General features: G+C 65.8%; 21 protein-coding genes and 1 tRNA gene. 13 read left to right on the top strand and 9 right to left on the bottom strand.

The window, feature by feature from the left end; translation table 11 throughout:
• Positions 1-4 precede the first annotated feature (4 nt).
• The 5 genes from flgG (at position 5) to ADAD_RS0105910 (ending at position 3665) form a co-directional block, all read left to right on the top strand.
• A complete protein-coding gene (gene flgG, locus ADAD_RS0105890; protein ID WP_010410990.1) occupies positions 5-790 on the top strand; it encodes a flagellar basal-body rod protein FlgG in 786 nt (261 codons plus the stop codon).
• Positions 790-1260: a flagellar basal body P-ring formation chaperone FlgA gene (gene flgA / locus ADAD_RS0105895; RefSeq protein ID WP_010410992.1), complete on the top strand. Its 471-nt coding sequence runs from the start codon at positions 790-792 to the stop codon at positions 1258-1260. Before flgG ends, flgA begins: the two co-directional genes overlap by 1 nt.
• 20 nt (positions 1261-1280) lie before the next feature.
• Entirely contained in the window at positions 1281-2030 is a 750-nt protein-coding gene (gene flgH / locus ADAD_RS0105900; protein ID WP_010410997.1) for a flagellar basal body L-ring protein FlgH, read from the top strand.
• A gap of 247 nt (positions 2031-2277) precedes the next feature.
• Positions 2278-3105, top strand: a complete 828-nt coding sequence (locus ADAD_RS0105905) for a flagellin (RefSeq protein ID WP_010411000.1) — start codon at positions 2278-2280, stop codon at positions 3103-3105.
• 167 nt (positions 3106-3272) lie between these two features.
• Entirely contained in the window at positions 3273-3665 is a 393-nt protein-coding gene (locus ADAD_RS0105910) for a hypothetical protein (RefSeq protein WP_237700781.1), read from the top strand.
• A 264-nt stretch (positions 3666-3929) separates the two neighbouring features.
• On the opposite strand, the gene ADAD_RS0105915 is transcribed toward ADAD_RS0105910, so the two are convergent.
• The 5 genes from ADAD_RS0105915 to ADAD_RS0105935 all read right to left on the bottom strand — a co-directional run bounded on the left by ADAD_RS0105915 (position 3930) and on the right by ADAD_RS0105935 (position 8743).
• Positions 3930-4592 (bottom strand): flagellar hook assembly protein FlgD, encoded by a 663-nt coding sequence (locus ADAD_RS0105915; protein ID WP_029139944.1) that lies wholly within the window; start codon positions 4590-4592, stop codon positions 3930-3932.
• 10 nt (positions 4593-4602) lie between these two features.
• Entirely contained in the window at positions 4603-5613 is a 1011-nt protein-coding gene (locus tag ADAD_RS0105920) for a flagellar hook-length control protein FliK (RefSeq protein WP_083825569.1), read from the bottom strand.
• Entirely contained in the window at positions 5606-7954 is a 2349-nt protein-coding gene (locus tag ADAD_RS0105925; RefSeq protein WP_010411013.1) for a sensor histidine kinase, read from the bottom strand. The genes ADAD_RS0105920 and ADAD_RS0105925 overlap by 8 nt, the downstream gene beginning before the upstream one ends.
• Positions 7951-8322, bottom strand: coding sequence for a response regulator (locus ADAD_RS16980; protein ID WP_010411015.1), 372 nt, complete (start codon positions 8320-8322; stop codon positions 7951-7953). The genes ADAD_RS0105925 and ADAD_RS16980 overlap by 4 nt, the downstream gene beginning before the upstream one ends.
• A 346-nt stretch (positions 8323-8668) precedes the next feature.
• Positions 8669-8743, bottom strand: a tRNA-Gln gene (locus tag ADAD_RS0105935).
• Positions 8744-8828: 85 nt separating this feature from the next.
• On the opposite strand from ADAD_RS0105935, the gene argE reads away from it, so the two are divergent.
• Positions 8829-9980: an acetylornithine deacetylase gene (gene argE, locus ADAD_RS0105940; protein ID WP_010411018.1), complete on the top strand. Its 1152-nt coding sequence runs from the start codon at positions 8829-8831 to the stop codon at positions 9978-9980.
• A gap of 111 nt (positions 9981-10091) precedes the next feature.
• On the opposite strand, the gene yghU is transcribed toward argE, so the two are convergent.
• Positions 10092-10952, bottom strand: a complete 861-nt coding sequence (yghU, locus tag ADAD_RS0105945; protein WP_010411030.1) for a glutathione-dependent disulfide-bond oxidoreductase — start codon at positions 10950-10952, stop codon at positions 10092-10094.
• A gap of 94 nt (positions 10953-11046) precedes the next feature.
• Here yghU and ADAD_RS0105950 point away from each other — a divergent pair, with 94 nt between their 5' ends.
• From ADAD_RS0105950 to ADAD_RS0105975, 6 genes are all read left to right on the top strand, one after another.
• Positions 11047-12060, top strand: coding sequence for a DNA topoisomerase IB (locus ADAD_RS0105950; protein ID WP_010411037.1), 1014 nt, complete (start codon positions 11047-11049; stop codon positions 12058-12060).
• Between the two features lie 113 nt (positions 12061-12173).
• Complete coding sequence (locus ADAD_RS0105955) at positions 12174-13196, top strand: sensor histidine kinase (protein WP_010411038.1); 1023 nt, start codon at positions 12174-12176, stop codon at positions 13194-13196.
• A gap of 84 nt (positions 13197-13280) precedes the next feature.
• Positions 13281-15347, top strand: a complete 2067-nt coding sequence (locus ADAD_RS0105960) for an NAD(+) synthase (protein ID WP_033193237.1) — start codon at positions 13281-13283, stop codon at positions 15345-15347.
• A 3-nt stretch (positions 15348-15350) separates the two neighbouring features.
• Complete coding sequence (locus tag ADAD_RS0105965; protein ID WP_010411042.1) at positions 15351-16241, top strand: DMT family transporter; 891 nt, start codon at positions 15351-15353, stop codon at positions 16239-16241.
• 62 nt (positions 16242-16303) lie between these two features.
• Complete coding sequence (locus ADAD_RS0105970; protein ID WP_010411043.1) at positions 16304-17548, top strand: GGDEF domain-containing protein; 1245 nt, start codon at positions 16304-16306, stop codon at positions 17546-17548.
• Positions 17549-17674: 126 nt separating this feature from the next.
• Positions 17675-18916 (top strand): GGDEF domain-containing protein, encoded by a 1242-nt coding sequence (locus tag ADAD_RS0105975; protein WP_029139946.1) that lies wholly within the window; start codon positions 17675-17677, stop codon positions 18914-18916.
• An 18-nt stretch (positions 18917-18934) separates the two neighbouring features.
• On the opposite strand, the gene ADAD_RS0105980 is transcribed toward ADAD_RS0105975, so the two are convergent.
• The 3 genes from ADAD_RS0105980 to ADAD_RS0105990 form a co-directional block, all read right to left on the bottom strand.
• A complete protein-coding gene (locus ADAD_RS0105980) occupies positions 18935-20050 on the bottom strand; it encodes a branched-chain amino acid aminotransferase (protein ID WP_010411047.1) in 1116 nt (371 codons plus the stop codon).
• Between the two features lie 164 nt (positions 20051-20214).
• Positions 20215-20682: a hypothetical protein gene (locus ADAD_RS0105985; RefSeq protein ID WP_010411050.1), complete on the bottom strand. Its 468-nt coding sequence runs from the start codon at positions 20680-20682 to the stop codon at positions 20215-20217.
• A gap of 450 nt (positions 20683-21132) precedes the next feature.
• A complete protein-coding gene (locus ADAD_RS0105990; RefSeq protein ID WP_010411053.1) occupies positions 21133-21696 on the bottom strand; it encodes a hypothetical protein in 564 nt (187 codons plus the stop codon).
• Positions 21697-21825: 129 nt separating this feature from the next.
• Here ADAD_RS0105990 and ADAD_RS0105995 point away from each other — a divergent pair, with 129 nt between their 5' ends.
• Positions 21826-22563: a TlyA family RNA methyltransferase gene (locus ADAD_RS0105995; RefSeq protein ID WP_010411056.1), complete on the top strand. Its 738-nt coding sequence runs from the start codon at positions 21826-21828 to the stop codon at positions 22561-22563.
• Positions 22564-22666 lie beyond the last annotated feature (103 nt).

The raw sequence follows: 22666 nt of genomic DNA on the forward strand, positions 1-22666 counted from the left end.
CACCATGCGTTCGCTCTCGATCGCCGGCACCGGCATGCTCGCGCAGCAGACCAATGTCGACGTCATCTCCAACAACATCGCCAACATGAACACGACCGGGTTCAAGCGTCAGCGCGCCCAGTTCCAGGATCTGCTCTACCAGCAGGTCTCGCGTCCCGGCGCGGCATCCAACGGGCCCGAAGCGCGCGTGCCGACGGGCATCCAGATCGGCGCGGGCGTGCGCACCGGCGGCGTCTACCGCATCGCGGAGCAGGGCGCGCTGGTACAGACCGACAATCGCTACGACCTCGCAATTCAGGGGCTGGGCTATTTCCAGGTCCAGATGCCCACGGGCGAGATCGCCTATACCCGCGACGGCACGTTCCAGCTTTCCGACCAGGGAGAACTGGTCACGTCGCAGGGCTTGCGTGTCGAGCCGGGCATCACCGTGCCGCAGGGTGCGGTGGATGTCGTGGTGTCGCGCACGGGCGAGGTACAGATCAAGCTCGCGGGCGAGCCCGAGCTGCAGGTGGTGGGTCAGATCGAACTCGCCACCTTCGTCAACGAAGCCGGACTGGAAGCCAAGGGCGACAACCTGTTCCTCGCCACCGCATCCTCGGGCGAGCCGACCATCTCGCCGCCGGGCGAGCCGGGCTTCGGCAATCTGGCGCAGGGCTTCGTCGAGGCGTCCAACGTCAATCCGGTTGCGGAAATCACCGCGCTCATCACCGCGCAGCGCGCTTACGAGATGAACAGCCGGGTGGTGAAGACCGCCGACGAAATGCTCGGCACGACGAGCCAGCTGCGCTGATGGCCCGGCAAGCCCTGATCCGTCTCGCGCTGGTCGCCGGACTGGTGCTGGCCCCTTGCGGCCCGGCCTTTGCGCAGAGCGCTGGCGAGGGGGTCGAGGCCGATGTCCTCACCCGCTCGATCCAGCGTGGCGAAGTACTTTCGGCACGCGATTTCGCGCCCGAGCAGATCTCGGCGGGCCAGGCCCGCGGGAGCATTTCGGCCGAAGAGGCCGCCGGTTTCGAGGCGCGGCGCCCGCTGCGCAGCGGGATGCCAGTGCGCGCCAGCGACCTGACCGAACCCCGCCTCGTGCGCCGGGGGCAGCCGGTCACGCTCATCCTGCGATCCGGTGCGCTTTCCATCAGTGCCACCGGGCGCGCGCTCGCCGACGGAGCGCTGGGCGAGCCGGTCCGCGTGTTCAGCGAAGCCACCAACCAGACGCTGGATGGCGTCGTCGAAAGCGCCGGGCGCGTGCGCGTCTCCGCCGGCTGACACCTTTGGGAGGAAATCCAATGAAGAAGATTGCGATACTGATCGCCATGGGAACGATGCTGGCCGGGTGCGGCTCGCTCGAGCGGCTCCGCAATGTCGGCAAGGCGCCGGCGATGACCCCCATCGAGCAGATGGAAGTCCCCGGCTACGAACCCTCGATCGCCCGGGCGGACATGGCCCCGCAGCGCGCGGGATCGACGCCTGTGCCGCCCGCCGCCCAGGAGGCACCAACGGCCTCGCTGTTCCGGGCTGGTGCGGGCACGCTGTTCCAGGATCAGCGTGCCTCGCAGGTGGGCGATGTGCTGACCGTGGAAATCAACATCGCGGACAGGGCCGATCTGGCCAATTCCACCTCCCGTTCGCGCAGCGGCTCGGAAAGCGTCGGCATTGCCTCCTTGCTGGGGCTTCAGAAGCTCATCCCCGGCGATCCGGGCAGCGCCGTCGATGCCTCTTCCGCTTCCCAGTCGGGCGGACAGGGCAACACCAGCCGGAGCGAGACGTTGCGGATGACGATGGCCGCCATCGTCACCGATGTGCTGCCCAACGGCAATCTGGTGATCCGGGGACGCCAGGAGGTGCGGGTCAACTTCGAACTGCGCGAACTGATCGTCACCGGCATCGTGCGGCCGCAGGATATCCGGCGGGGCAACACGATCCAGCACGGCCAGATCGCCGAGGCGCGGATCAGCTATGGCGGACGCGGCCAGTTGACCGATGTGCAGCAGGCCCGCTGGGGCCAGCAGATCTACGAGGCGCTGTTCCCCTTCTGACGCTTCGCGGCGCTTTTCGGGAAGCTCCTCTCGGGACGGGATGGCCCGGTGCACGGCGCTGCACCGGGTCTTTCCGCTTGCCTCGCGCAGCCTGCGCGGTGCGCAAAAAAAGACGGCACATCGGTTGGGGGCAACCCGCATTTCTTCCCAGAATGAAAGGCGCGCTGTGTTTTTGCAGGGCGTCGGGGGCCAGCGTTTCTGGCCCGGACCGCAGAAGGCGGTCCCACTATCCAGAAGGAAATGAAAAATGGCGTTCTCAGTCAACACCAACACCGGTGCCATGGCGGCCCTGCAGAGCCTCAACCAGACCAACAAGGGTCTGTCGCAGGTTCAGAGCCGCATCAACACCGGCCTGAACGTCGCATCGACCAAGGACGATTCGGCATCGTTCACGATTGCGCAGACCCTCCGCGGCGACGTGGGTGGTCTTTCGGCGGTCAACTCCTCGCTCAACCGGGCGAAGAGCTCCGTCGACGTGGCGGTTGCGGGTACGGAGCAGATCTCCGACATCCTCAACCAGATGAAGGCCAAGGCCATCCAGGCGTCGGACGACGGCCTGGACGCTGACAGCCGCACCGCGATCAACGCCGACTACACGGCCCTGAAGGAGCAGATCGGCACGATCATCGCTTCTTCGGAGTTCAACGGCACGAACCTGCTGAAGGATGACGCTACCGCGACCGGTCGGGTTTCCGCGCTTCAGTCGCTCGACACCACGAGCACGCTGACCGTGGCCAACCAGGCCTTCGACACCAACGTCACCACCGCTCTTGGTACCGGCCTCGGCTCGAAAGCCGATGCCGACACCGCACTGACCGAGATCGACACCGTGTCTGCCACGGTGACGTCGACGCTGAGCACTCTGGGTTCGGCTTCGCGCAAGATCGAGGGACAGCTGGAGTTCAACGGAAAGCTTTCGGACGTGATCGAGAGCGGTATCGGCAACCTCGTCGATGCCGATCTGGCCAAGGAATCCGCCAAGCTGCAGGCCTTGCAGGTCAAGCAGCAGCTGGGTGTCCAGGCCCTGTCGATCGCCAACCAGGCGCCGCAGACGATCACCTCGCTGTTCCGTTAATCCGGTCGACACAGCTTCTTCCCGCTGGGGAGAAGCACACTGGGGCCGGGCGCAAGCCCGGCCCCTTTTTTGGGTCGCGCCGGTCAGCGGCGCCGCCTACGCTGCCGGGCGCAGCAGCATCAACGTCAGGATGGGTATCCCCACTAGTGGCCACAATCTTTCCCCGCGTGCGCGAAATAGCCGATCCATACGGGGAGGTGGTGAGGATAAGCGTAGAGCCTCATCCCGGCGGCGCGCTGGTTCTGATAGACCGTCCCGATGCCCCGCACGCGGGGAAGGCCATGCTCGATGGCTACGGCGCCGACGTCCTGCTCGGCTACATCATGTCGGCCCGCCTCGCGGTTCCGGGCTCGATGCCCGAAGAAGAGATCGGCGGCCTCTTCCCCGCCCGCTTCCAGCTCGAGCCGGAACCGGACGCCGCCATCATCATCGACCAGATCAACGACGAAGAGCCGCTCAGGATCGCAGCGGCACTCTGGGATCGTGTCTATGCCGATCTGTGCATCGTGTGCGCGCATGCGCGCGAACTCGGCCGACGACAGCAGGCCTATCTCCACTAGGAAGCCGGTGAAGGTGCGTGCCGGCGCCACAAGGCGCGACCGGCCATGAGCCGGTGGCGCAAGCCGTTCGGTGAAATGGGGGAGGGGAAAGGCGGACTTCCGGGGCACGCCGCGGCGCGATTGCGATCGTGCCGACGACAGGGAGGGAGGGGGAGATGTGCCCCGGAAGTCGCAACCTGGCAGTGGGAGACTGAGGAACTGCCTGTCCTTCTTTCATTATAGCAATCGCGGGGACGGTTTGGTGCCCGCCCCCGCGGAAATTTGTCAGGGCGCGATCACCCGCAGGAGAGCCCCGGAAGGGAAGCCCTGCCCGTTGATCCCGAGCGTCACCGCGCCATCGCGCGTGGCCACTTCGTCGATCACGCCCGTGCTGCGGATGGTCACAGGCACATTCTGGCCGGCTGCATCGAGCGCGCCTAGCGAGAGCGTGTAGCTGCCAGCAGCCGCAGTTCGCCCGTTGCCAAGGGAGCCGTCCCAGGCAAAGCTGCCCATGCTGGCCGGATCGAGTTCGCGGGTTTCGACCACGCGCCCCTGTGCATCGGTGATCGTTGCCGAAAGCGTCTGTATCGGGCGTTCGGCCTGCCACTGCCATTGCGCGGGCTGGCGGTCCGAAAGGCCTGCGGTCGCGCTGTCCAGTTCGACCCGCTTGCCGAGGAAATTGGCCGACTGGGCAAGGTCCTGCGTCGAAAGGCTGGCGAGAATGTCCTTGAGGGTGGAGGTCTGCTGGATCGACTGCTCGACTTGGGAATACTGGACCAGCTGCTGCGTGTACTGCGAGGTGTCCATGGGATCGAGAGGGTCCTGGTTCTGCATCTGCGTGGTCAGCAGCTTCAGGAACATGTCGAAATTGGCGTTCAGCTCGGCGCCCGCCTTGGAGCTGCCGTCGGCGCCCTGCGACACCGGAGAAATCGATGAAATGGCTGTCATGTCTGGGTCCTCAAGCGAAGAGATCTAGGCTGCCGCTCGCGCGAAGCCGGTGCGGCGGAGCCGGGCTGTCGTCGTCGGTTTCGGCCAAAGCGGCATCGGGTTGGGCGGGCGTATCCGGCCGGCGGTGCTGGCCTTGCTGGTCGCCGCGCCCGTGGCTGCGCGCTTCGAACTGGAAGGACTGGCCATCCGTCCGCACGCCCGCATCGCCCAGCGCGCGCGCAAGATCCGCACTGTCGCGCCGCAGCATTTCGAGCGCCGCGCTGCTTTCGGCGGAGACAAGCGCCCGCATGGTGCCGCGATCGTCGAACTGGAGCCGGATCTGGATCTCGCCCATTTCCACCGGATCGAGGCGGATCGTCAGGCTATCGCGCCCGTCCACGCTCTGCCGGGCGATCTCCACGCCGAGCTGATGGCCGATCTCGCCCGGCCGGGCCGAGACGGTGGCGGGGGGCGATCCGGGCGTGGCCGGCGGTGCAGCCTGGTTCCTGACCCCGTCGGCGCGGGTCTGGCCCGGCATTTCGGCGGCGGGCGAGCCTGTATCGGGCAGGGGCGCTTGCGGTTCGGCCCGAGCCGTGTCGACCATGGCCGCGAAGTCGCCCTTGTCTGCGTTTGCGAGAGCATTGACCGGGGATTGCGGCGGACCGGAATCCGAAGACGGCCGGAGGATTGCGGTTTGGACAGTTCCAAGGCTCTCCTGCGGCCCCGGGGCAATCCGCGCGTCTCGCTGCGAGACGCCCTTCGCGCGCGCGCCATCCCCTGCGCCGGTATTCACCGGCCCGGGTGCAGGGCGTGCCAGAGGCAGGGGGGCGGCGACGTTCGGGGCGGGAGGGGCCACAACCGGTTGCAGCGCGGGCGCGGCAGGCGCGGCCGGAGCATCGGCGGGAATTTCGTCCGATTGCGCTGTCGGGGGCATGCCTTCCCTACTGGCATCGATACGAGCGCCCAAAGCGATCAGCGCACCGGAAATTTCCGCACAGATATCCTCGTCGTCGTCGATGATATGCACGCTGGGCCTAGGCATGCACCGTGTCACCCTGCACGTCTTCAGGAGGGGTGTCCTGCTGCACCACGACGAATTCGGGAAAATCGATCGTCAGGATCGCACCGCGTTCCGGCGCAGGGCGGGATTCGATGGCGATCTTGCCGCCGATTTCCATCACGATCTGGCGCGAGATATACAGGCCCAGCCCGGTTCCGCGATCGGAATCCTTGGTCGTCGTGAAGGCATCGAAGGCCGCCTGGGGATGGCTCAGCGCCAGCCCTTCGCCATTGTCGGCAATGCTGATGCGCAGCCCTTCGCCAACCGGCTCGACCGTCAGTTCGATGGCGCCCGTCAGGCCCGGGTCCTGCCTCTCGCGCCGTGCTGCGATGGAATCGATCGCGTTCTGGATCGCGTTGACCAGAACCTGTTCGAGGCCGACGCGCGGTGCGAGCACCCGAAGCCCGGAATCCTCGGGCGAGACGACCTGCACCCCGACATCGTGCTGGACCAGCAAGGGCCGCATGAACGAAAGCGTCGTCCCGACCACGTCTGCCGGGTCGAGCGGCTCGGGATCGCTATCCTCTATCCGGGCATAGCGCGAAATCCGGCCGATGATGTCGCGGGCCCTGTCCACCTGCTCGCTGATCCGGTCCAGTTTGCCGCGTGCACGCGGAACGCTCTCTTCCGTCCCCTGATCCAGCAGCAGGCGCCCGTTCTCTGCGCATAGCGAAATGGTGAAGAGCGGCTGCTTGAGCTCGTGACTGAGTGCCGAGGCCATGCCGCCCAGTTCGACCAGTCGCGCCTGCTGCAACATCCGGTTCTGGGCCAGCTTGGACTGGCGCAGGTGCACCATCCAGCCCGAACGCCAGTGGCCCGGCCCCAGCAGTTCCTGCACGACCAGCAGATACCAGTCGTTCGTTTCATCCTCCGCCATGCGAAATTCGATGAAGGCGTCGGGTTCGTGGCTCACCTCCGAAAAGGCCATGCAATCGTTGGGATGGACCCGTTGCGAACGCCGGATCGCAGCGCGATCCATATCGACGTCCGTGAACTGCAGCATGCCGGTCTCGGGTTGGAAGAGGATGTTCGACGCGAACGTAAGGTCCATTTCCTTCTTGAGTTCGCTCACCGTACGAACGACGCGCTTTCGCTCGTCCATCACGTCGGCGAAGCGGTTGTTCGCCGCCACGATTGCGGCGATCGGGCGCTCGAATTCGTCGAAGGCGAGGCTGCCCGGCGCGGAAAGGCCCGACCGTCCGAACCCTTCGGTCACTTCCTTCCATGCCTGCAGCGATCGTTTGAGTCCGCGCGTGATAATCAGCTGCAGCAGGATCGCGAAAAGGAGGATCAGCGCCGGGCCGATCATCTGGAGCAACACTCCGCGATAGGCGCGTTCGGCGATGGGCCGGGTCGAATACAGGTAGTGATACTGCTGGCCCAGGATCGTCACATTGGCGAGCTGGCAGGCCGAAACCCAGTAGGCGAAGGTGTTCCGATCGCTTGGTCCGGTCACCTGCGATCCGTCGTCGATCCGCTGACACCCGAAGGTTGCCATCGCTTCGGCCGACCGCAGGCTGTCTTCGTCCCGGGCAATCATCACGTCCTGCCGCTCGATCCCGTCATTGCTCAATTCCGTCAGGCCGAGGTACGGTTCTCCCAGGAACAGCCCCCGTCCGATGCGCACCTGCACCTGAAGCGCGGTCTCCGCCTTGAAAGTCCTGAATTCCTGCGGGAAACGGGCGATGCTACCGACAAACAGAACGAGTGCGGACGTCACCACGATCAGGGTGATCGACGCCGAGAGCAGTTCTGCAAGATTGATCGTCCGCCGCTTCGATATCCGACCGGTAAGCAGGTTCAGCGCCAGCAGCGAAACGGTCAGGTCGACCAGAGCCGCCAGCAACACCTCGTTGAGAAGCTTGCGGATTATCGTCAGCGCGATGATGCTCGAGGTGGGACTATAGTTGAAATACAGGATCAGATAGAGCGCCGCCGCGCCGAACGTGGAGTAGAATACGACGGTGGCGATCGCCAGCGAACGACCGGCAAACCGGAAACGGTCGATAAACAGAACGTGGGCCAGCGACACGCCGAGGGAGAACGCATGGCCCCACCACAGCACGGATGCGCCCATGGTCAGAAAGACCATCGGGATTGCGAGGCGAAGCCCACCCAGCCGGTAAGCCAGCAGGTAGAAGAAAGGGCCGAGATAGAACTCGAACCCCCGGTCGACGATAATCCGGGATGAGCTTGCGGCGACCGCGATCGCGCATATCGCAACGACGACGATCCATCCCCTGGTCGTCATCTGCCGGAACGAATGCAGGCCGAAGGGAGGATCCAGCTTGTTCTGGGACCGGGAGATCAGGCCGTCCATCATGGCTGCGCTTCCTGTGCGAGCATTGGCATCAGGCGCTTGAAATCGACCGGCTTGAACATGATCGGAACGCCCTGTTTGGCAATTTCGCGCTGAACCTGCTCGGTCAGGTCGATATGGCCCGTCATCAGGACGGAACGCACCACCTTGGGCCGCAATTGCGGATCGGCCCTGATCTCGCGGATGAGATCGAGGCCGCTGCCTTCCCCGAGGCGAAGATCCGTCAGCAGGACCACTGGCGTTGAAGCTTCCCGCACCTTGTCGAGCCCGCGTGCGACGTTGGCTGCGCCGCAGACTTCGAAGCGGTGCAACTCCAGCATCTCGACCAATTCCTCGCGGACATTGGCCTCGTCTTCGACAACCAGGATCACTGACGAGGTTCCCCTGCGACTAACGAACTGAAACATATGCCATATCAATTGCTGCGAATCCATTAACGATTGCCGCCGTCCGCCTGCCCGGCAGGGGTTCTGATGAGGAAATGGCGGCGACCGGCGAGCTTGTTGCAGGGCGTTTTCGCGTGGCGCGGCGGTCGGTTCCTTCGCCCTCGGACGAGGTCGAGGCCGCACACTCATGGCGCTTCGCCAGTGGCGCGCGCCATGCATCGTCGGGTGGAGCGATCGATGGTTCCGGAATCCGGCGCCGGCAACGTGCCCCGCCGCTTTCACTCCGGAGGAGGTCTGCAACCTTTCAGGTTCCTGGCATGGATGAAAAGCCTGGCTGGGGTGGCAGGGATCGAACCTGCGAATGGCGATACCAAAAACCGCTGCCTTACCACTTGGCTACACCCCAATGCGCAGGCGGACAGCCCCTATAGCGCCGTCGGCCACGATGTGAAGGGGTGGCATGGAGTCCGCGTCGCGCTAGAGCCGCATGCATGACCGATCTCGCAACTGCCCGCGCCATTCTCGACACGCTGATCGGGTTCGACACGACCTCGCGCAACAGCAATCTCGAACTTGTCGGGTGGGTGGAAGACTACCTGTCGCAGCACGGCGTTGCGTCGCAGCGCGTACCCAATGGCGATGGCCGGAAGGCCAACCTCTTCGCCACCTGTGGTCCGGCGGTGGAAGGCGGGGTGATCCTTTCGGGCCATACCGATGTGGTCCCGGTCGACGGGCAGGACTGGTCGAGCGATCCGTGGACCGTGCGCGAGGCTGACGGCAAGCTGTTCGGGCGCGGCGTGGCGGACATGAAGGGCTTCCTTGCGCTGGCGCTGGCCTTCGTCCCGCGCTTTGTTGCAGGGAAACTGCCGGTGCATCTGGCGCTGAGTTACGACGAGGAGGTGGGTTGCCAGGGCGCGCCTTCGATGATCGCGCGGATGGCGGAGACGATCCCCGCCCCGCGCCTCGCCATCGTGGGCGAGCCCAGCCTGATGGGGATCATCACCGGGCACAAGGGCATCGCGGTGCACGAGGTGAGCGTGCGCGGGCACGCGGCGCATTCCTCGCTGGTCGACCACGGCATCTCTGCCAACGGGGTGGCGGTGCGGCTGATGCACGATCTGCTCGATCTGTCGGAGGAATTGCGCGCGCGCGCCGACGCGGAAAACGGTTTCCAGCCGCCGCAGGCGACGCTGACCATCGGTGTGATGGAGGGCGGCACCGCCTCGAACATCCTCGCCGGCCATGCGCGGTTCCAGTTCGACTTGCGCTGCCCGCCGGAAGAGGACGCCGAAGCGATCCTCGCCCCGTTCAAGGCGCGCTGCGAGGCGCTGGATGCTGAAATGAAGAGCCGCTTCCCGGATGCAGGCGTGCGGGTGGAGCAGCACGCGGGCACGCCGCCGATGACGCCGCAGGGGAGCGATGATGCGGTGGACTTCGTGCGCGCGCTGACGGGCGAGAACACGCCGCCGGGGCAGGTCGCCTTCGCGGCCGAGGGTGGGCAGTTCCAGCAGGCAGGTTTCCCGACCGTGATCTGCGGCCCCGGCTCGATCGAGCAGGCGCACCAGCCCGACGAGTGGATTGCGCTAGATCAGTTGGAGAAAGGCGTGGCTTTCATGGCGCGGCTGGCGGAGCGGCTGGGGTAGGGGCGGCCTCAATACATCGTCATCCCGGCTCGGGGGCCGGGATCCCGCTTCTTCTGACGCTGCGCCGAAAAAGCGGGACCCCGGGTCAAGCCCGGGGTGACGCAATTCGGATTACTCCGGCTTGCTCGGAGCCAGCACCTTGCCTTCGAAATCCGCTGCCGAGTGCCGCTCACGCAGTTGCGAGGCTTCGTCGCCCCACACCTTGTTGACGATCCGCCCGCGCTTCACGGCCGGGCGGCTGGCGATCTCTTCCACCCAGCGCGCGACGTTCTCGTACTCGTCGATCGAGAGGAAGGTTTTCGCGTCCTCGTAGATATTGCCCTCCACGAAGGGTGCGAGCCAGGGGAAGGCGGCGATGTCGGCGATGGTGTAGTCGTCGCCCGCAAGGAAGCGCGCTTCGCCCAGCCGCTGGTCGGCGACGCTGAAGAGCCGCTTGGTTTCCATCGCGTAGCGGTTGATCGGGTATTCGAATTTCTCCGGCGCATAGGCGTAGAAATGGCCGAAGCCGCCGCCGATGAAGGGCGCGCTGCCGATCTGCCAGAACAGCCAGCTGAGCATTTCGGGGCGTTTCGGGCCGGTCAGCTGAAACGCGTCGAACTTCTCCGCCAGATGCAGCAGGATCGCGCCGCTTTCGAACACGCGCACCGGTACCTCGCCCGTCCGGTCGACCAGCGCAGGGATCTTCGAGTTCGGGTTGATCGCGACGAAGCCGGAGCCGAACTGCTCCCCCTCGCCGATATTGATCGTGTAGGCGTCGTATTCCGCCGGATGGCCGGCCTCGAGCAGTTCCTCGAGCATGATCGTCGCCTTCACGCCGTTGGGCGTGGCGAGCGAGTGGAGCTGGAAGGGGTTCCGGCCCGCAGGCAGCACCTTGTCCTCGCGCGCACCAGCCGTCGGCCGGTTGATGTTGGCGAACCTGCCGCCGTTTTCGGCGTCGTGCGTCCAGACCTTCGGCGGCGTATATTCGCTCATGGCAATGCTCCTGACTTGGGTGCGACCCGTCCGCCACGCCATTTGGGCGCGCGCACGGGAACCGCAAGCGCGCGCCGGAGCTTTCCAAGCCAAGATGAATTCGCCAACCTCAAAGCTGATCTTTGTCGACGACAGCCTGCCCGGCATCACCCGCAAGGGTGCGGGCACGGGCTGGGCCTATTACGACCCCGACGGCAAGCTGATTCGCGACAAGGCGGAGCGCGAGCGGCTGAACGCCATCGCCCTGCCACCGGCCTATGTCGATTGCTGGTTCTGCCCTGCGCCCAACGGGCACATCCTGGCCACCGGCTATGACGCCAAGGGCCGCAAGCAATATCGTTACCATCCCCAGTTCCGCGAGCTGCGCGAGGGGGAGAAGTTCGACAAGTGCCTGGCCTTCGGCAACCGCCTTCCCTTGCTGCGCAAGCGCGCCGTGGACGATCTGGAAGCGCGCGACATGGGCCTTTCGCGCGCGCTGGCAGGCGTGGTGCGTCTGCTCGATCTCGGCGCGATCCGCGTCGGGAACGACAGCTACGCGCGCGACAACGGCAGTTACGGCGCGACGACGATCAAGAGCCACCATGTCACGGTGAAGGGCAGGACGCTGCGCTTCCGCTTCCGCGCCAAGTCCGGCAAGCACCGCGACCTTCAGCTGACCGACACGCATCTGGCGAAGATCGTGCGGCAGATGCAGGATCTCGACGGGCAGGATCTGTTCTCCTTCGTGCATGACGATGGCGACGTGCACGATGTGACCTCCAGCCACGTCAACGCCTATCTGCGGGAGGCGATGGGCGAGGATTTCACCGCCAAGAACTTCCGTACCTGGCACGCCAGCGTAATGGCCTTCGGACTGCTCGCGGGCGCGAAGGACGATCTGACGATCAAGGTGCTGACCGAAAACGTGGCCGAGCGGCTGGGCAATACGCCCGCAATCACCCGCAAGAGCTACATCCACCCGGCGGTGTTCGATCTGATGGACCGGCAGGGCGCATGGCGCGAGGGGTTGCGCCTGCCCCGGAGCACGCGCTGGCTGTCGCGCGAGGAGCGCGGGCTGATCGCCTTCCTCGAGGATGCCCCGCCGATCGCGGATCTTCTCGCTGCCTGACTATTTGCGTAAAACTAACATCGCTCAATCGCCCAAGCGCGAACCTGCTGTTAAGGCTTGGGGAGCACTGTCGGCGTCGAATCTGGTGGGATAGGCGCGAAAGAGGGACGCATTTGCCCAACCATAAGCTGACCGCGGTCGACGCGGCCAATTTCCTGCCGGCAAGCGTTCCGCCGCTTCTGGTGCAGACCATCTTCGGGCTCGGCCTGGCGGTCGCGATGATCGGCTTGCGCTCGCTCATCGATATCGTTGCGCCCAGTGCGGGGCCTTTCGCGCTGGTCTATCCGCTCGTCCTGATTGCGACCCTTTTCGGGCGGTTATTCGCTGGCATCGTGTGCCTGATCGTGTCCTTCCTGTGGGCCTGGTACGTCGTCCTGCCGTTCCACTGGTCGTTCGATTTCGAGGTGGCGAGCGATCAGTCGCGCGTGCTGATCAACTTCCTGGCGGCCTGCGTGGTGCTTACCCTGGCGGAGATCTTCCGCGCGGCGGTGCGCGTGCGCGAGGCGGAACTGCACGAATCGCTCGACCGGCGACGCTGGCTGATGGCGGAACTGCAGCATCGCACGAAGAACAACTTCGCGCTGGTCGCCAGCATGATCGAACTGCAGAAGCGCCGGCAGGACAACCCCGCCGCCGCCGCCGCGCTGGAAGACGCGGCGAACCGCGTGTTCTCCTTCAGCCGCGCCTACGCGCAACTCGCCGTCGAAAGTGCCGAGCGCAAGGAAGGCGCGATCGACATGGCGAGCTATCTGGAGGATGTGATCGACCATCTGGTCCACGCCTCCTTCGACGATAATGTGAAGGTCGAGCGCCGCATCGCCCCGATCCCGCTGCCGCGCGATCAGGCGGTCGCTATCGGCCTGTTCCTCAACGAAGCGCTGACCAACGCGGCCAAGTATGCTTTCGGCGACGGGCGCCAGGGAGAGCTGACCATCGTGCTCGAAGGTTCGGCCAGCGACTGGCGGCTGGATGTGCGCGACAACGGGGCGGGGAGCGCCGCGCCGAGCGAGGCGGACGGCGGACTCGGCCGCAGCCTGATGCGCACCTTCGCCAGCCAGGCCGGGGCGGAACAGGATATCGAGGTGAACGATCAGGGGTGCCGCGTAACGCTGGCCCGGCAGCCATCGGCGGCCTAGCGCGTCCGGCCGGGCTCCGCGCGGGACCGCGTGCGCGCCAGACCTTGTGTCGTGCGCGCCATGCAGGCACAGGCGCAGGCACCCATGGGTGATCGCACACATCCCTTCTTCGATATGCACACGCACGGTTTCGTGCGGGTGGCGACCTGCACCCCTTCGGTGCGTCCGGCCGATGTGGCCAGCAATACCCAGAGTATCCTGACGCAAGCGCGCCACGCGCACGAGGCGGGCGTGGACCTGGCCGTGTACCCCGAGCTGTGCGTGACCGGCTACGCCATCGACGATCTCCACCTTCAGGGTGCGGTGATCGACGCGGCGGAAGCTGCAATCGGCAAGATCGTCGAGGAGAGCGCAGGCCTCACCACGGTGCTGGTGATCGGCGCGCCGATCCAGCGCGGTGCGCGCCTTTACAATTGCGCGCTGGCGATTGCGAACGGGCGCCTGCTCGGCGTGGTGCCCAAGAGCTACCTGCCCAATTACCGCGAGTTCTACGAAAAGCGCCAGTTCACCCACGGGCGCAATTGCCAGGGCCTCGATGTGACCATCGCCGGCCACCAGGCGCCCTTCGGCACCGATGTGATCTTCGCGGCCGACAATCTGCCCGGCTTCACCTTCGGCATCGAAATCTGCGAGGATTTCTGGGCCCCGCAGCCGCCCGGAATGCTGGCTGCGATGGCGGGCGCGAACATCCTGTGCAACCTGTCCGCCTCGCCCGTCACCATCGGTCGCGCGACCGACCGGCATACGCACTGCCAGTCCAGCTCCAGCCGGGGCATGTGCGCCTATGCCTATTCTGCAAGCGGGCATGGCGAGAGCACCACCGACCTCGCGTGGGACGGGCAGGGCGTGATCTACGAGCTCGGCTCTCTGGTGAAGCAGAGCGTGCGCTTCGACCGGACCGCAGAGCTGTGCGTGATCGACATCGACACCGCGCGGATCGTCAACGACCGGACGCGCAACGGCACGTTCCACGATGCGAGCGAGGCGGCGGGCCGGCCGGAGGACTGGTATCGGCGCGTGGCCTTCACCCACAACCACCAGCCCGGCGACTGGGGGCTGGAACGCCGGGTGCGGCGCTTCCCCTTCGTGCCCGACGATCCCGAAACGCTGCATGAGGACTGCTACGAGGCGGTGAACATCCAGGTCGATGCGCTGATGCGGCGGATCGAGGCGGTGGGGGCGAAGAGCCTGGTGATCGGCATTTCGGGCGGCCTCGATTCGACCCACGCGCTGCTGGTGGCGTGCATCGCGTGCGACCGGCTGGGCCTGCCGCGCGAGACCATCCGCGGCTACACGATGCCGGGCTTCGGCACGTCAGAGCGCACGAAGAACAACGCGATTCTGCTGATGGAGGCCGCCGGAATCGTGGCCGAAACCATCGACATCACCCCCGCCGCGCGGCGCATGCTCGAAGACATCGGCCATCCTCACGCGGATGGAGACGCGGTGTACGACACCACGTTCGAGAACGTGCAGGCGGGGCTGCGCACCGATTACCTGTTCCGCCTTGCGGGCCACCATGGCGGGTTCGTGATCGGGACCGGCGACCTGTCCGAACTGGCGCTGGGCTGGTGCACCTACGGCGTGGGCGACCAGATGAGCCACTATGGCGTCAATTCGGGCGTCCCCAAGACCCTCATCCAGTACCTGATGCGCTGGATCATCGAGACCGACCAGTTCAGCCATGAACTCAACGAGGTGCTGGAAGACGTGCTCGGCACGGAAATCAGCCCCGAGCTGGTGCCGCCCGACGATGACGGTGCGATCCAGAGCACCGAGGACAAGATCGGCCCCTACGCGCTGCACGACTTCTTCCTCCACCACATCGCGCGCTACGGCCACAAGCCGAGCCATGTGGCGTTCCTCGCCTGGCACGCCTGGCGCGATGCCGGCGTCGGGCAATGGCCGCTTGGCTTCCCCGACGACGCCAAGCGCGCCTTCGATCTGCCGACGATCCGCACCTGGCTGGAGGTCTATTGCCGCCGGTTCTTCGGCTTCAGCCAGTTCAAGCGCAGTGCCATGCCCAACGGGCCCAAGGTCTCCATGGGCGGTGCCTTGTCGCCGCGGGGCGACTGGCGTGCGCCCAGCGATGCGGTGGCCGACGTGTGGATCGCCGAACTGGAGGCGAGTGTTCCCGGTAACGGGGCGTAGGGCGTGCCTGCCTGGTCCGTAATCGTCCTCATCGTCTGCAATCTTGCGTGGGCGCTGAACGTCGTCGTTGGCAAGGTGGCGGTGGACGATCTGGCGATCCCGCCGATCTTCTTTGCCGGGCTGCGATCCGCAATCGTCGTCGTTGCGCTGTTGCCGCTGCTGTTGCGCGCCGTGCCTGCACGCCTTGCTGCGGTGCTGGCCGTGGGGCTGGCGATCAGCGGAGGCTCTTTCGCGCTCTTGTTCATGGGGTTGCAGACGGCTGACCCGGCGACCGCCGGGGCGATCAGCCTGGTCGGCGCCCCCATGACGGTGCTGTTCGCCATCGTCTTCCTGGGCGAAACCGTTCGCTGGCGGCGCGCACTGGGGATGGTGCTCGCCTTTGCCGGGGTGCTGCTGGCGATCCTGTCCAAGGGGGCGCTGGCGGCGGGCGAGGGGGCCCTGCTGGTCTTCCTGTCGGCGCTGGTCGGCGCGCTCGGCGCGGTGTTCGTCAAGAAGCTGGATATGGGCGCGATGACCTTGCAGGCCTGGGCGGCGGTAGCCTCTGCCATCGTGCTGCTGCCGCTATCGGCGGTGGTGGAGGACGGCCAGATTGCCAGCGCCGCGGCGTCACCCTGGGCGCTCGCCGGATGCCTGTTCTTTGCGGCCATCGTGGTCTCCATCGGCGCGACCGGGACCTACTTCGTCCTGTTCCGCAAGTTCGAGGCGAACATGGTGGTCCCGCTCACCCTGCTGCATCCGCTGATGACCATCGGGCTGGGCGCATGGCTGACCAACGACACTGTCGGGTGGCGGCTGCTGGCAGGCGCGGCCATTGCGCTGGCAGGTGTGGCGATCATCGTGATCCGGCCGAGCGAGACCTTTACCAAGCGCTTCCTGGTGCGACCGCGGATCTAGCTTTGCCGCGTGCCGGTGGGCGGACAGGAGCCTGTTAACCCAACCCGTCTAAAGTAGTACCTGTGAAGGTCGAACGCCCCCCTCAGCATGACATCGAAGGCATGGTGGAGCGCGCCGCCGAGCTGCGCCTGCCCTTCCACAAGTGGCCGTTCGCGTTGCGCGACCTCTGGCGCAACCAGCAGGCATCGCGGCGCAGGCGCGAACTGGCCTTCATCAACCTGATCGGTCTCGTGACATGCCTGCTGTGCCTGCCGCTCGATTATTCGATCGGACCGCGCGTGCTCGAGATGGGGCTGATCCTGCGGCTCGGCCTCGTCGTGCCGGCCTACCTGTTGGCGATCTATTGCGCGCTGCAGGGCGGCTGGCTGCTCCAGCGCTGGACCTCGATCCTGCCCGCGGTGTGTTTCGCAGGCGTTGCCGGATATCTGGGCATGCACATCGGGCCTTCGGTTCAGAACGAATACTTCATGGGCTCCGCGCTCCTCATCATCATTGCGGCCGTGGTCGTGCCCCTGCGCCCATATTCCGTCGCCGTGATGGTGCTGTTGTCGCTTACGGCCCTGTGGGCGGTGTGGGTCGCCCTGCCGCCCGTTCGCGCACAGCAAACCTTCGCACTGCTTGCCTACCTGACGGCGATCAGCCTGGTCGCACTTGCCATACCGTTTCGCACCGCGATCCTGAAAGACCGCAACTTCCTGTATGCGCTGCGCGGAGAGCTCGCCTCCGAACGGCTGATCGCGGCGAACGAGCAATTGCGCGAACTCTCGCACCGGGACGACCTGACCGGCCTGCCCAACCGCCGCTATTTCGAACGGATTTTCCACACCGCCTTTCGCGCAGCGAAAACGCGCGGCGACGACGTGGCGGTGATGATGATCGACGTCGATCACTTCAAGCAGTTCAACGATACGCACGGCCATGCCGCGGGCGACCGCGCGCTGAAGCAGGTGGCCAAGGAACTGGAGAAGCAGTTCGCCCAGTCCGGCAGCACCGTGGCGCGCTATGGGGGCGAGGAATTCGTGGTGGTGGTCGAGCACGGTTCGCATGACGAGGCCCTGCGGCTTGCCGATCGCGCACGCGATGCGGTGGCGCGGCGCCCCGTCACGCTCGATCTGGTGGGGCGCGTGTCGGTCACGGTCAGCATCGGCGTCGCGCTGCAGAGGAGCGATGCCGCATCGCCCGAAGCATTGATCGAGCGCGCGGACGAGGCCCTGTACGAAGCGAAGAGAGCCGGGCGCAACATCGTGCGCCTCGCGCGCGAGGAAGATCGCCCCGGGGCGCCGGACGCGCTGAAGAAAAGCGCCTGAGGGCCCGCGGGGCCTGCTGCGCCTCGCACCTGCGCCTGGCTTTCGCGCCGCGTGGCCCTGTTCGTCCGGGCGGCGTGCGGATGGAGCACCAAGAGGGCGTTAACCTCTTCCCCCTATCCGGGGGCCATGCGACCGGAACTAGGACTAACCCCCGATATCGACAGGGAAATCGAGCTTCTGGCCGAGTCCGGTAAGCGGTTTGGCGAATGGCCCCGATCCATCAGGCAGTTGTGGCGGGCGGAGAAGCTCCATCGCCGTCGCCACGAACTCGCTTTCCTGAACGCCATCGCTCTGGCGTGGAGCCTCGTGAGCCTGGCGCTGGACTATAGCGCCGGGCCGGAGGTTCTTGCCGCAGGTCTTCCCCTGCGCCTGGGCATCGTGGCCCCGCTCTATCTGCTGGCGATCGCGATGGCGTTGTATGGCGGGTGGTATGCCCAGCGCTGGACGTCCATCGCTGCCGTATTGGCCTTCGTCTGGGTGGGCGGCTATCTTGGCATGCATGTCGCCCTCGAACAGCTGGCGGAATATGTAATGGCTTCCGGCCTGCTGCTGGCGATGGGCATCGCGGTCCTTCCGATACGCGTGCCATGGCTGGCGCTGATGGCTGGGCTGACCGTCGCGGGCCTCTGGGCAATCTGGTTGATGATGCCGGGGCGCGGCCAGGAAGAGCTGGTCCTTATGGCTTTCGTCACCGTCACCACGTGCGTCAGCCTCCTCATCCCGGCGCGATCGGCGCGGATCAAGGACGAGCATTTCATCTACGCCCTGCGCGCGCAGATAGCCTCGCGGGAGCTCATGTCGGCCAACGAGCAGCTGCGCGCCCTGTCCGATCACGATGACCTGACCGGTCTTCCCAACCGCCGAAATCTGGAGCGGGTGTTCGACGAAGCGTTCAGGACATCGGTGGCGGCCGGTACCGATCTTGCCGTCATCATGATCGATGTGGACCATTTCAAGCGGTTCAACGACACGTACGGGCATGTTGCCGGGGACCGGACCCTCGCACAGATTGCGCGGACCCTGGAACGCAGCATCTGCGGGCCGGGGCGAATGGTTGCGCGCTATGGCGGGGAAGAGTTCATCGCTGTCCTCGACGGGACGGAAGAGCAGTCGGCCTTGCGCATTGCGGACGGCGCCCGGCGTGCGATCGCGGATCGCCGGGTATCCGTGGGCGACCGACGACGTTCCTCGGTCACGGTCAGCATGGGGGTGACGCTGCGCAGGCGCGCGGACCGCTCGCCCCTTTCGATGATCGAGCGTGCCGATGCCGCGCTGTACGAAGCGAAGGAAGCCGGGCGGAACATCGTGCGGCTGGCGGGCCGCAGCGACGGCAAGCCGCCCCCCGCGATCCTTAAAGAGCAGGCCTGAAGCGCCCCGGCTGGGCGATCAGTCCAGCTTCGTCACCCAGCCGTGCGGATCGGGTGCGGTCCCCATCTGGACGCCCACCAGCCTGTCGCGCAGCTTCTGCGTCAGCTGCCCGGTGCCGCCGGTGCCGATCGTGAACTTGCCATCGGGGCCGTTGACGCTGCCGACCGGGGTCACGACCGCAGCGGTGCCACAGGCGAAGGTTTCGATCAGGTCGCCCTTCTGCGCATCGGCATGCCACTGGTCGATCGAATAGGGCTCCTCGCGCACCTGCAGCCCTTCGTCGCGCAGCATCTGGATCAGGCTGTCGCGCGTGATGCCGGGCAGGATCGTGCCGGTGAGCGGCGGGGTGACCGCGCTGCCATCCGCGAACACGAAGAACAGGTTCATGCCGCCCAGTTCCTCGACCCATTTCTTCTCGATCGCGTCGAGGAAGACGGTCTGCTGGCAGCCATGCTTGGTACCCTCGGCCAGCGGCACGAGGCTGGCGGCGTAGTTGCCGCCCGCCTTCGCGGCGCCGGTGCCGCCGGGGGCCGCGCGCGTGTGATCGCGGCTGACCCAGACATCGACCGGTTTTACGCCCGACTTGAAGTAGCTGCCCACCGGGCTGGCGATCAGACAGTAGAGGTATTCACGCGCCGGGCGCACGCCCAGGAAAGCCTCGGTGGCGAACATGAAAGGCCGCAGGTACAGCGATCCGCCTTCGACCGTGGGCATCCAGGCGCGATCCTTGGCGACCAGCTGCCGGATGCTCTCCATGAACAGCTCTTCGGGCAGTTCGGGCATGGCCATGCGCCGTGCGCTGGCGTTGAGGCGGCGGGCGTTCTGTTCGGGCCGGAACAGTGCGACCGTGCCATCGTCCCAGCGATAGGCTTTCATGCCTTCGAAGATTTCCTGCGCGTAGTGGAGCACCGCCGCTGCGGGATCTAGCGGGATGGGCTCGCGCGGGCACAGCTTCGCATCGTGCCAGCCATTCTCGCCACGTTCCACGCGGTCCGCATCGAAGCGGATCGTCACCATGTGATCTGTGAAGAGCGACCCGAAGCCGGGGTCCGCCAGCGCCTGCTCGCGCGTTTCGGACGGCACCGGGGCGGGGTGCGGCAGTTGGGCGAAATCGATTATCGGCGTGTCGGCCATAGAGCAGTTATCTCCTTGGCCGAGGCGGTTATGCGCGCGCGCCGCGCGGGGCAAGACCTTGTATGAAAAATTTCACAATCCGCCGCAAAACTATTCATAAGTTACGCGAGGCGCGCCGGCCAGGCCCGTATCGGCAACCCGAAAGCCGGCCCGCGCATTGCGGTTCAGCAGGCGTCGATCCTCATGGAGGTGATCCGCGTGCCCGTACGGTCGACCCAGCGATAGAAGTAGGCCCCGCCAAGCGCGATCGTCTGGCTCATCGCAGGATCGTTGCACGCGTTCTGCCTGGTTGCGGCCTCCAGCGAGTCGATATTGTCCTGCCTGACGTCCGCCATGCTTACGTCGAGCACATAGGTATAGTTGTATGTCGGGCCATTGGAGGAAACCGAGACCAGCGTGGTGATCGGATCGACCTTCCTGGGCAACTGGGCGTCCATCTGCGCTGCGGTGTTGGCAAACACGCAGGCGATGATCTCCTTCCACTGCGCATCGCTGAGAGTATTGCTCTCCACTGCTTCGCCGTAAGGCGCGACGCAGTCCGACGTGGCCGCTTCGACATCGGTATCGAAATCGACCTGAGGGCTGTTCGCCTGCAGCAGCAGCGCCAGCGCCGGACCGATCGGTATCGCCATGTGTCACGCTCCGACTTGACTGATGGCAGGCACACTATCGCCCGGTCCCAAAATGTGAAGGGCAGCACTGCCCGTCGGAGTGCTGCCCTTCGCATGGTCAGCGGCCAGGAAGTGCCGCTCACGAAGCCTCTATCGGTATGCGACCTACCGATAGTGCCTCGCGCGGAAACTTGCCGACCTCTCTGCTGAACCATGAGACATCGGATCACCTCCTTTCGCGCTTGTAAGCCAAGACCCGCACCGTATCACCGGGGGCCGAGAAGCGTCGTGCACCGCCGCTCTCAGGTTCCTTTTTGAGTCACCTGATTCGACAGCACAAGCCTTGTAAATATCTTTTTCCCCGTCATACTTGTGCGCTCGCAAAAAGAGTGCCGACATGCAGGGCCAGGGCGCCCGATCGGTACGGCCACCACCTTCCGAAAATCAGGTTTTTCAGGCGCATTCGCAGCGCTAGCGGCAGTCCTCGATCACGCGCGTCACCTCGGCCCAGGCGGGTATGTAGAGGCCGGGCTCACCCTCGACCTCCAGCGCGAAGCGCCCGCGCGTTATCGCCATCGCATCGAGCAGCGGATCGCGTGCGTCGAGCACGACACCCACCAGCGGCTGCGCGCTCGCAATCGGGGTTGCGACAAGATCGCGCGCGGTGGTTTCGGCACTGATGCGCATCGCCGTGGTGGTTCGCCGGGCGGTCGAAGTAATGCGGCCGATCCCCACCTGCCGCGACCGCGCGTCGCAGCGGATGATCATCAGCGGCGCACCGGGGGTGCCGAAGAAGGCGCGGCTTTCATTGCCATCCTGCGAATAGGTCCAGGTCCCGGCGGTCTGCGGGCGGTCGATCCAGTTGGTGGCCGGCGGCAGCGTGGTCTGCGGCGGCGGGGGCGCCTGCGTGGCGACGGGCGCTGGCGCCGGGGCGGGTGCAGGCGGGGGCGGCTCCGGCGTCTGGCAGCATGTCACCATGAGGAGCGAGACGGCGAGGGCCGCCTTGGCGGGGCTGTTGGCGCGAAAATCGAACATGCATGATTAATGCGCCCGCGCGCCCTCCGGGTCCATGCTTTTGTCGCAAGGACGATGCGCGGGCTTGCCGCCCCCCGGAAATCCGCCGGGTGGGTTCACGCCGCCGCGCGTTGGTATATTGGTCGCGCTATGGCGAAGAAGATGCGGGTCGATCAGGTACTGGTGCAACGCGGGCTGGCGGAAAGCCGCGCGCGGGCACAGGCGCTCATCATGGCGGGGGTGGTGTTCGCGGGCGAAACGAAGATCGCCAAGCCCGGCCAGCCTGTCGCCGAGGATGCAGAACTGGAGGTGCGCGGGCGCGACCATCCTTACGTCAGCCGGGGCGGGCTCAAGCTGGCCCACGCGCTCGATGCGTTCGAGCTCGATCCGGCAGGCGCGGTGGCGATGGATATCGGCAGCTCGACCGGCGGTTTCACCGACGTGCTGCTGCAACGCGGTGCGGCCCACGTGTTCGCGGTGGATAGCGGGACCAACCAGCTCGCGTGGAAGCTGCGGCAGGACGAGCGCGTAACCGTGCTGGAACAGACCAGCGCGCGCATCCTCACGCCCGAACAGATCGATGCGCCGTGCAACTGGGTGGTATGCGATGCGAGCTTCATCGGCATGGCCAAGGTGCTGGAACGCCCGCTGCAGCTGGCAGCGCCGCAATGCCAGCTGGTTTCGCTGATCAAGCCGCAGTTCGAGGTCGGGCGCGAAGAGGTCGGCAAGGGGGGCGTCGTGCGCGACCCGGCCCTGCATGCGCGCGTGTGCGAGGAGGCGCGCCAATGGCTCGAGGAGGGCGGCTGGCAGGTGCAGGGCATCGTGGAAAGCCCGATCACCGGCCCCAAGGGCAATGTGGAATTCCTGATCAGCGCGACACGGGCTTAGGAATAGGTGCGGCCGGCGTGCCAATTCGGTATAGTGTCTGCAACCTTGCTTGCCGGGCGGGAACGCGGCATTCAGGGAGAGTCGCAGAGTTTCCCTTGGAGGA

This window comes from Citromicrobium sp. JLT1363 (genome assembly GCF_000186705.1).
In the GTDB taxonomy this organism is placed as follows: domain Bacteria; phylum Pseudomonadota; class Alphaproteobacteria; order Sphingomonadales; family Sphingomonadaceae; genus Alteriqipengyuania.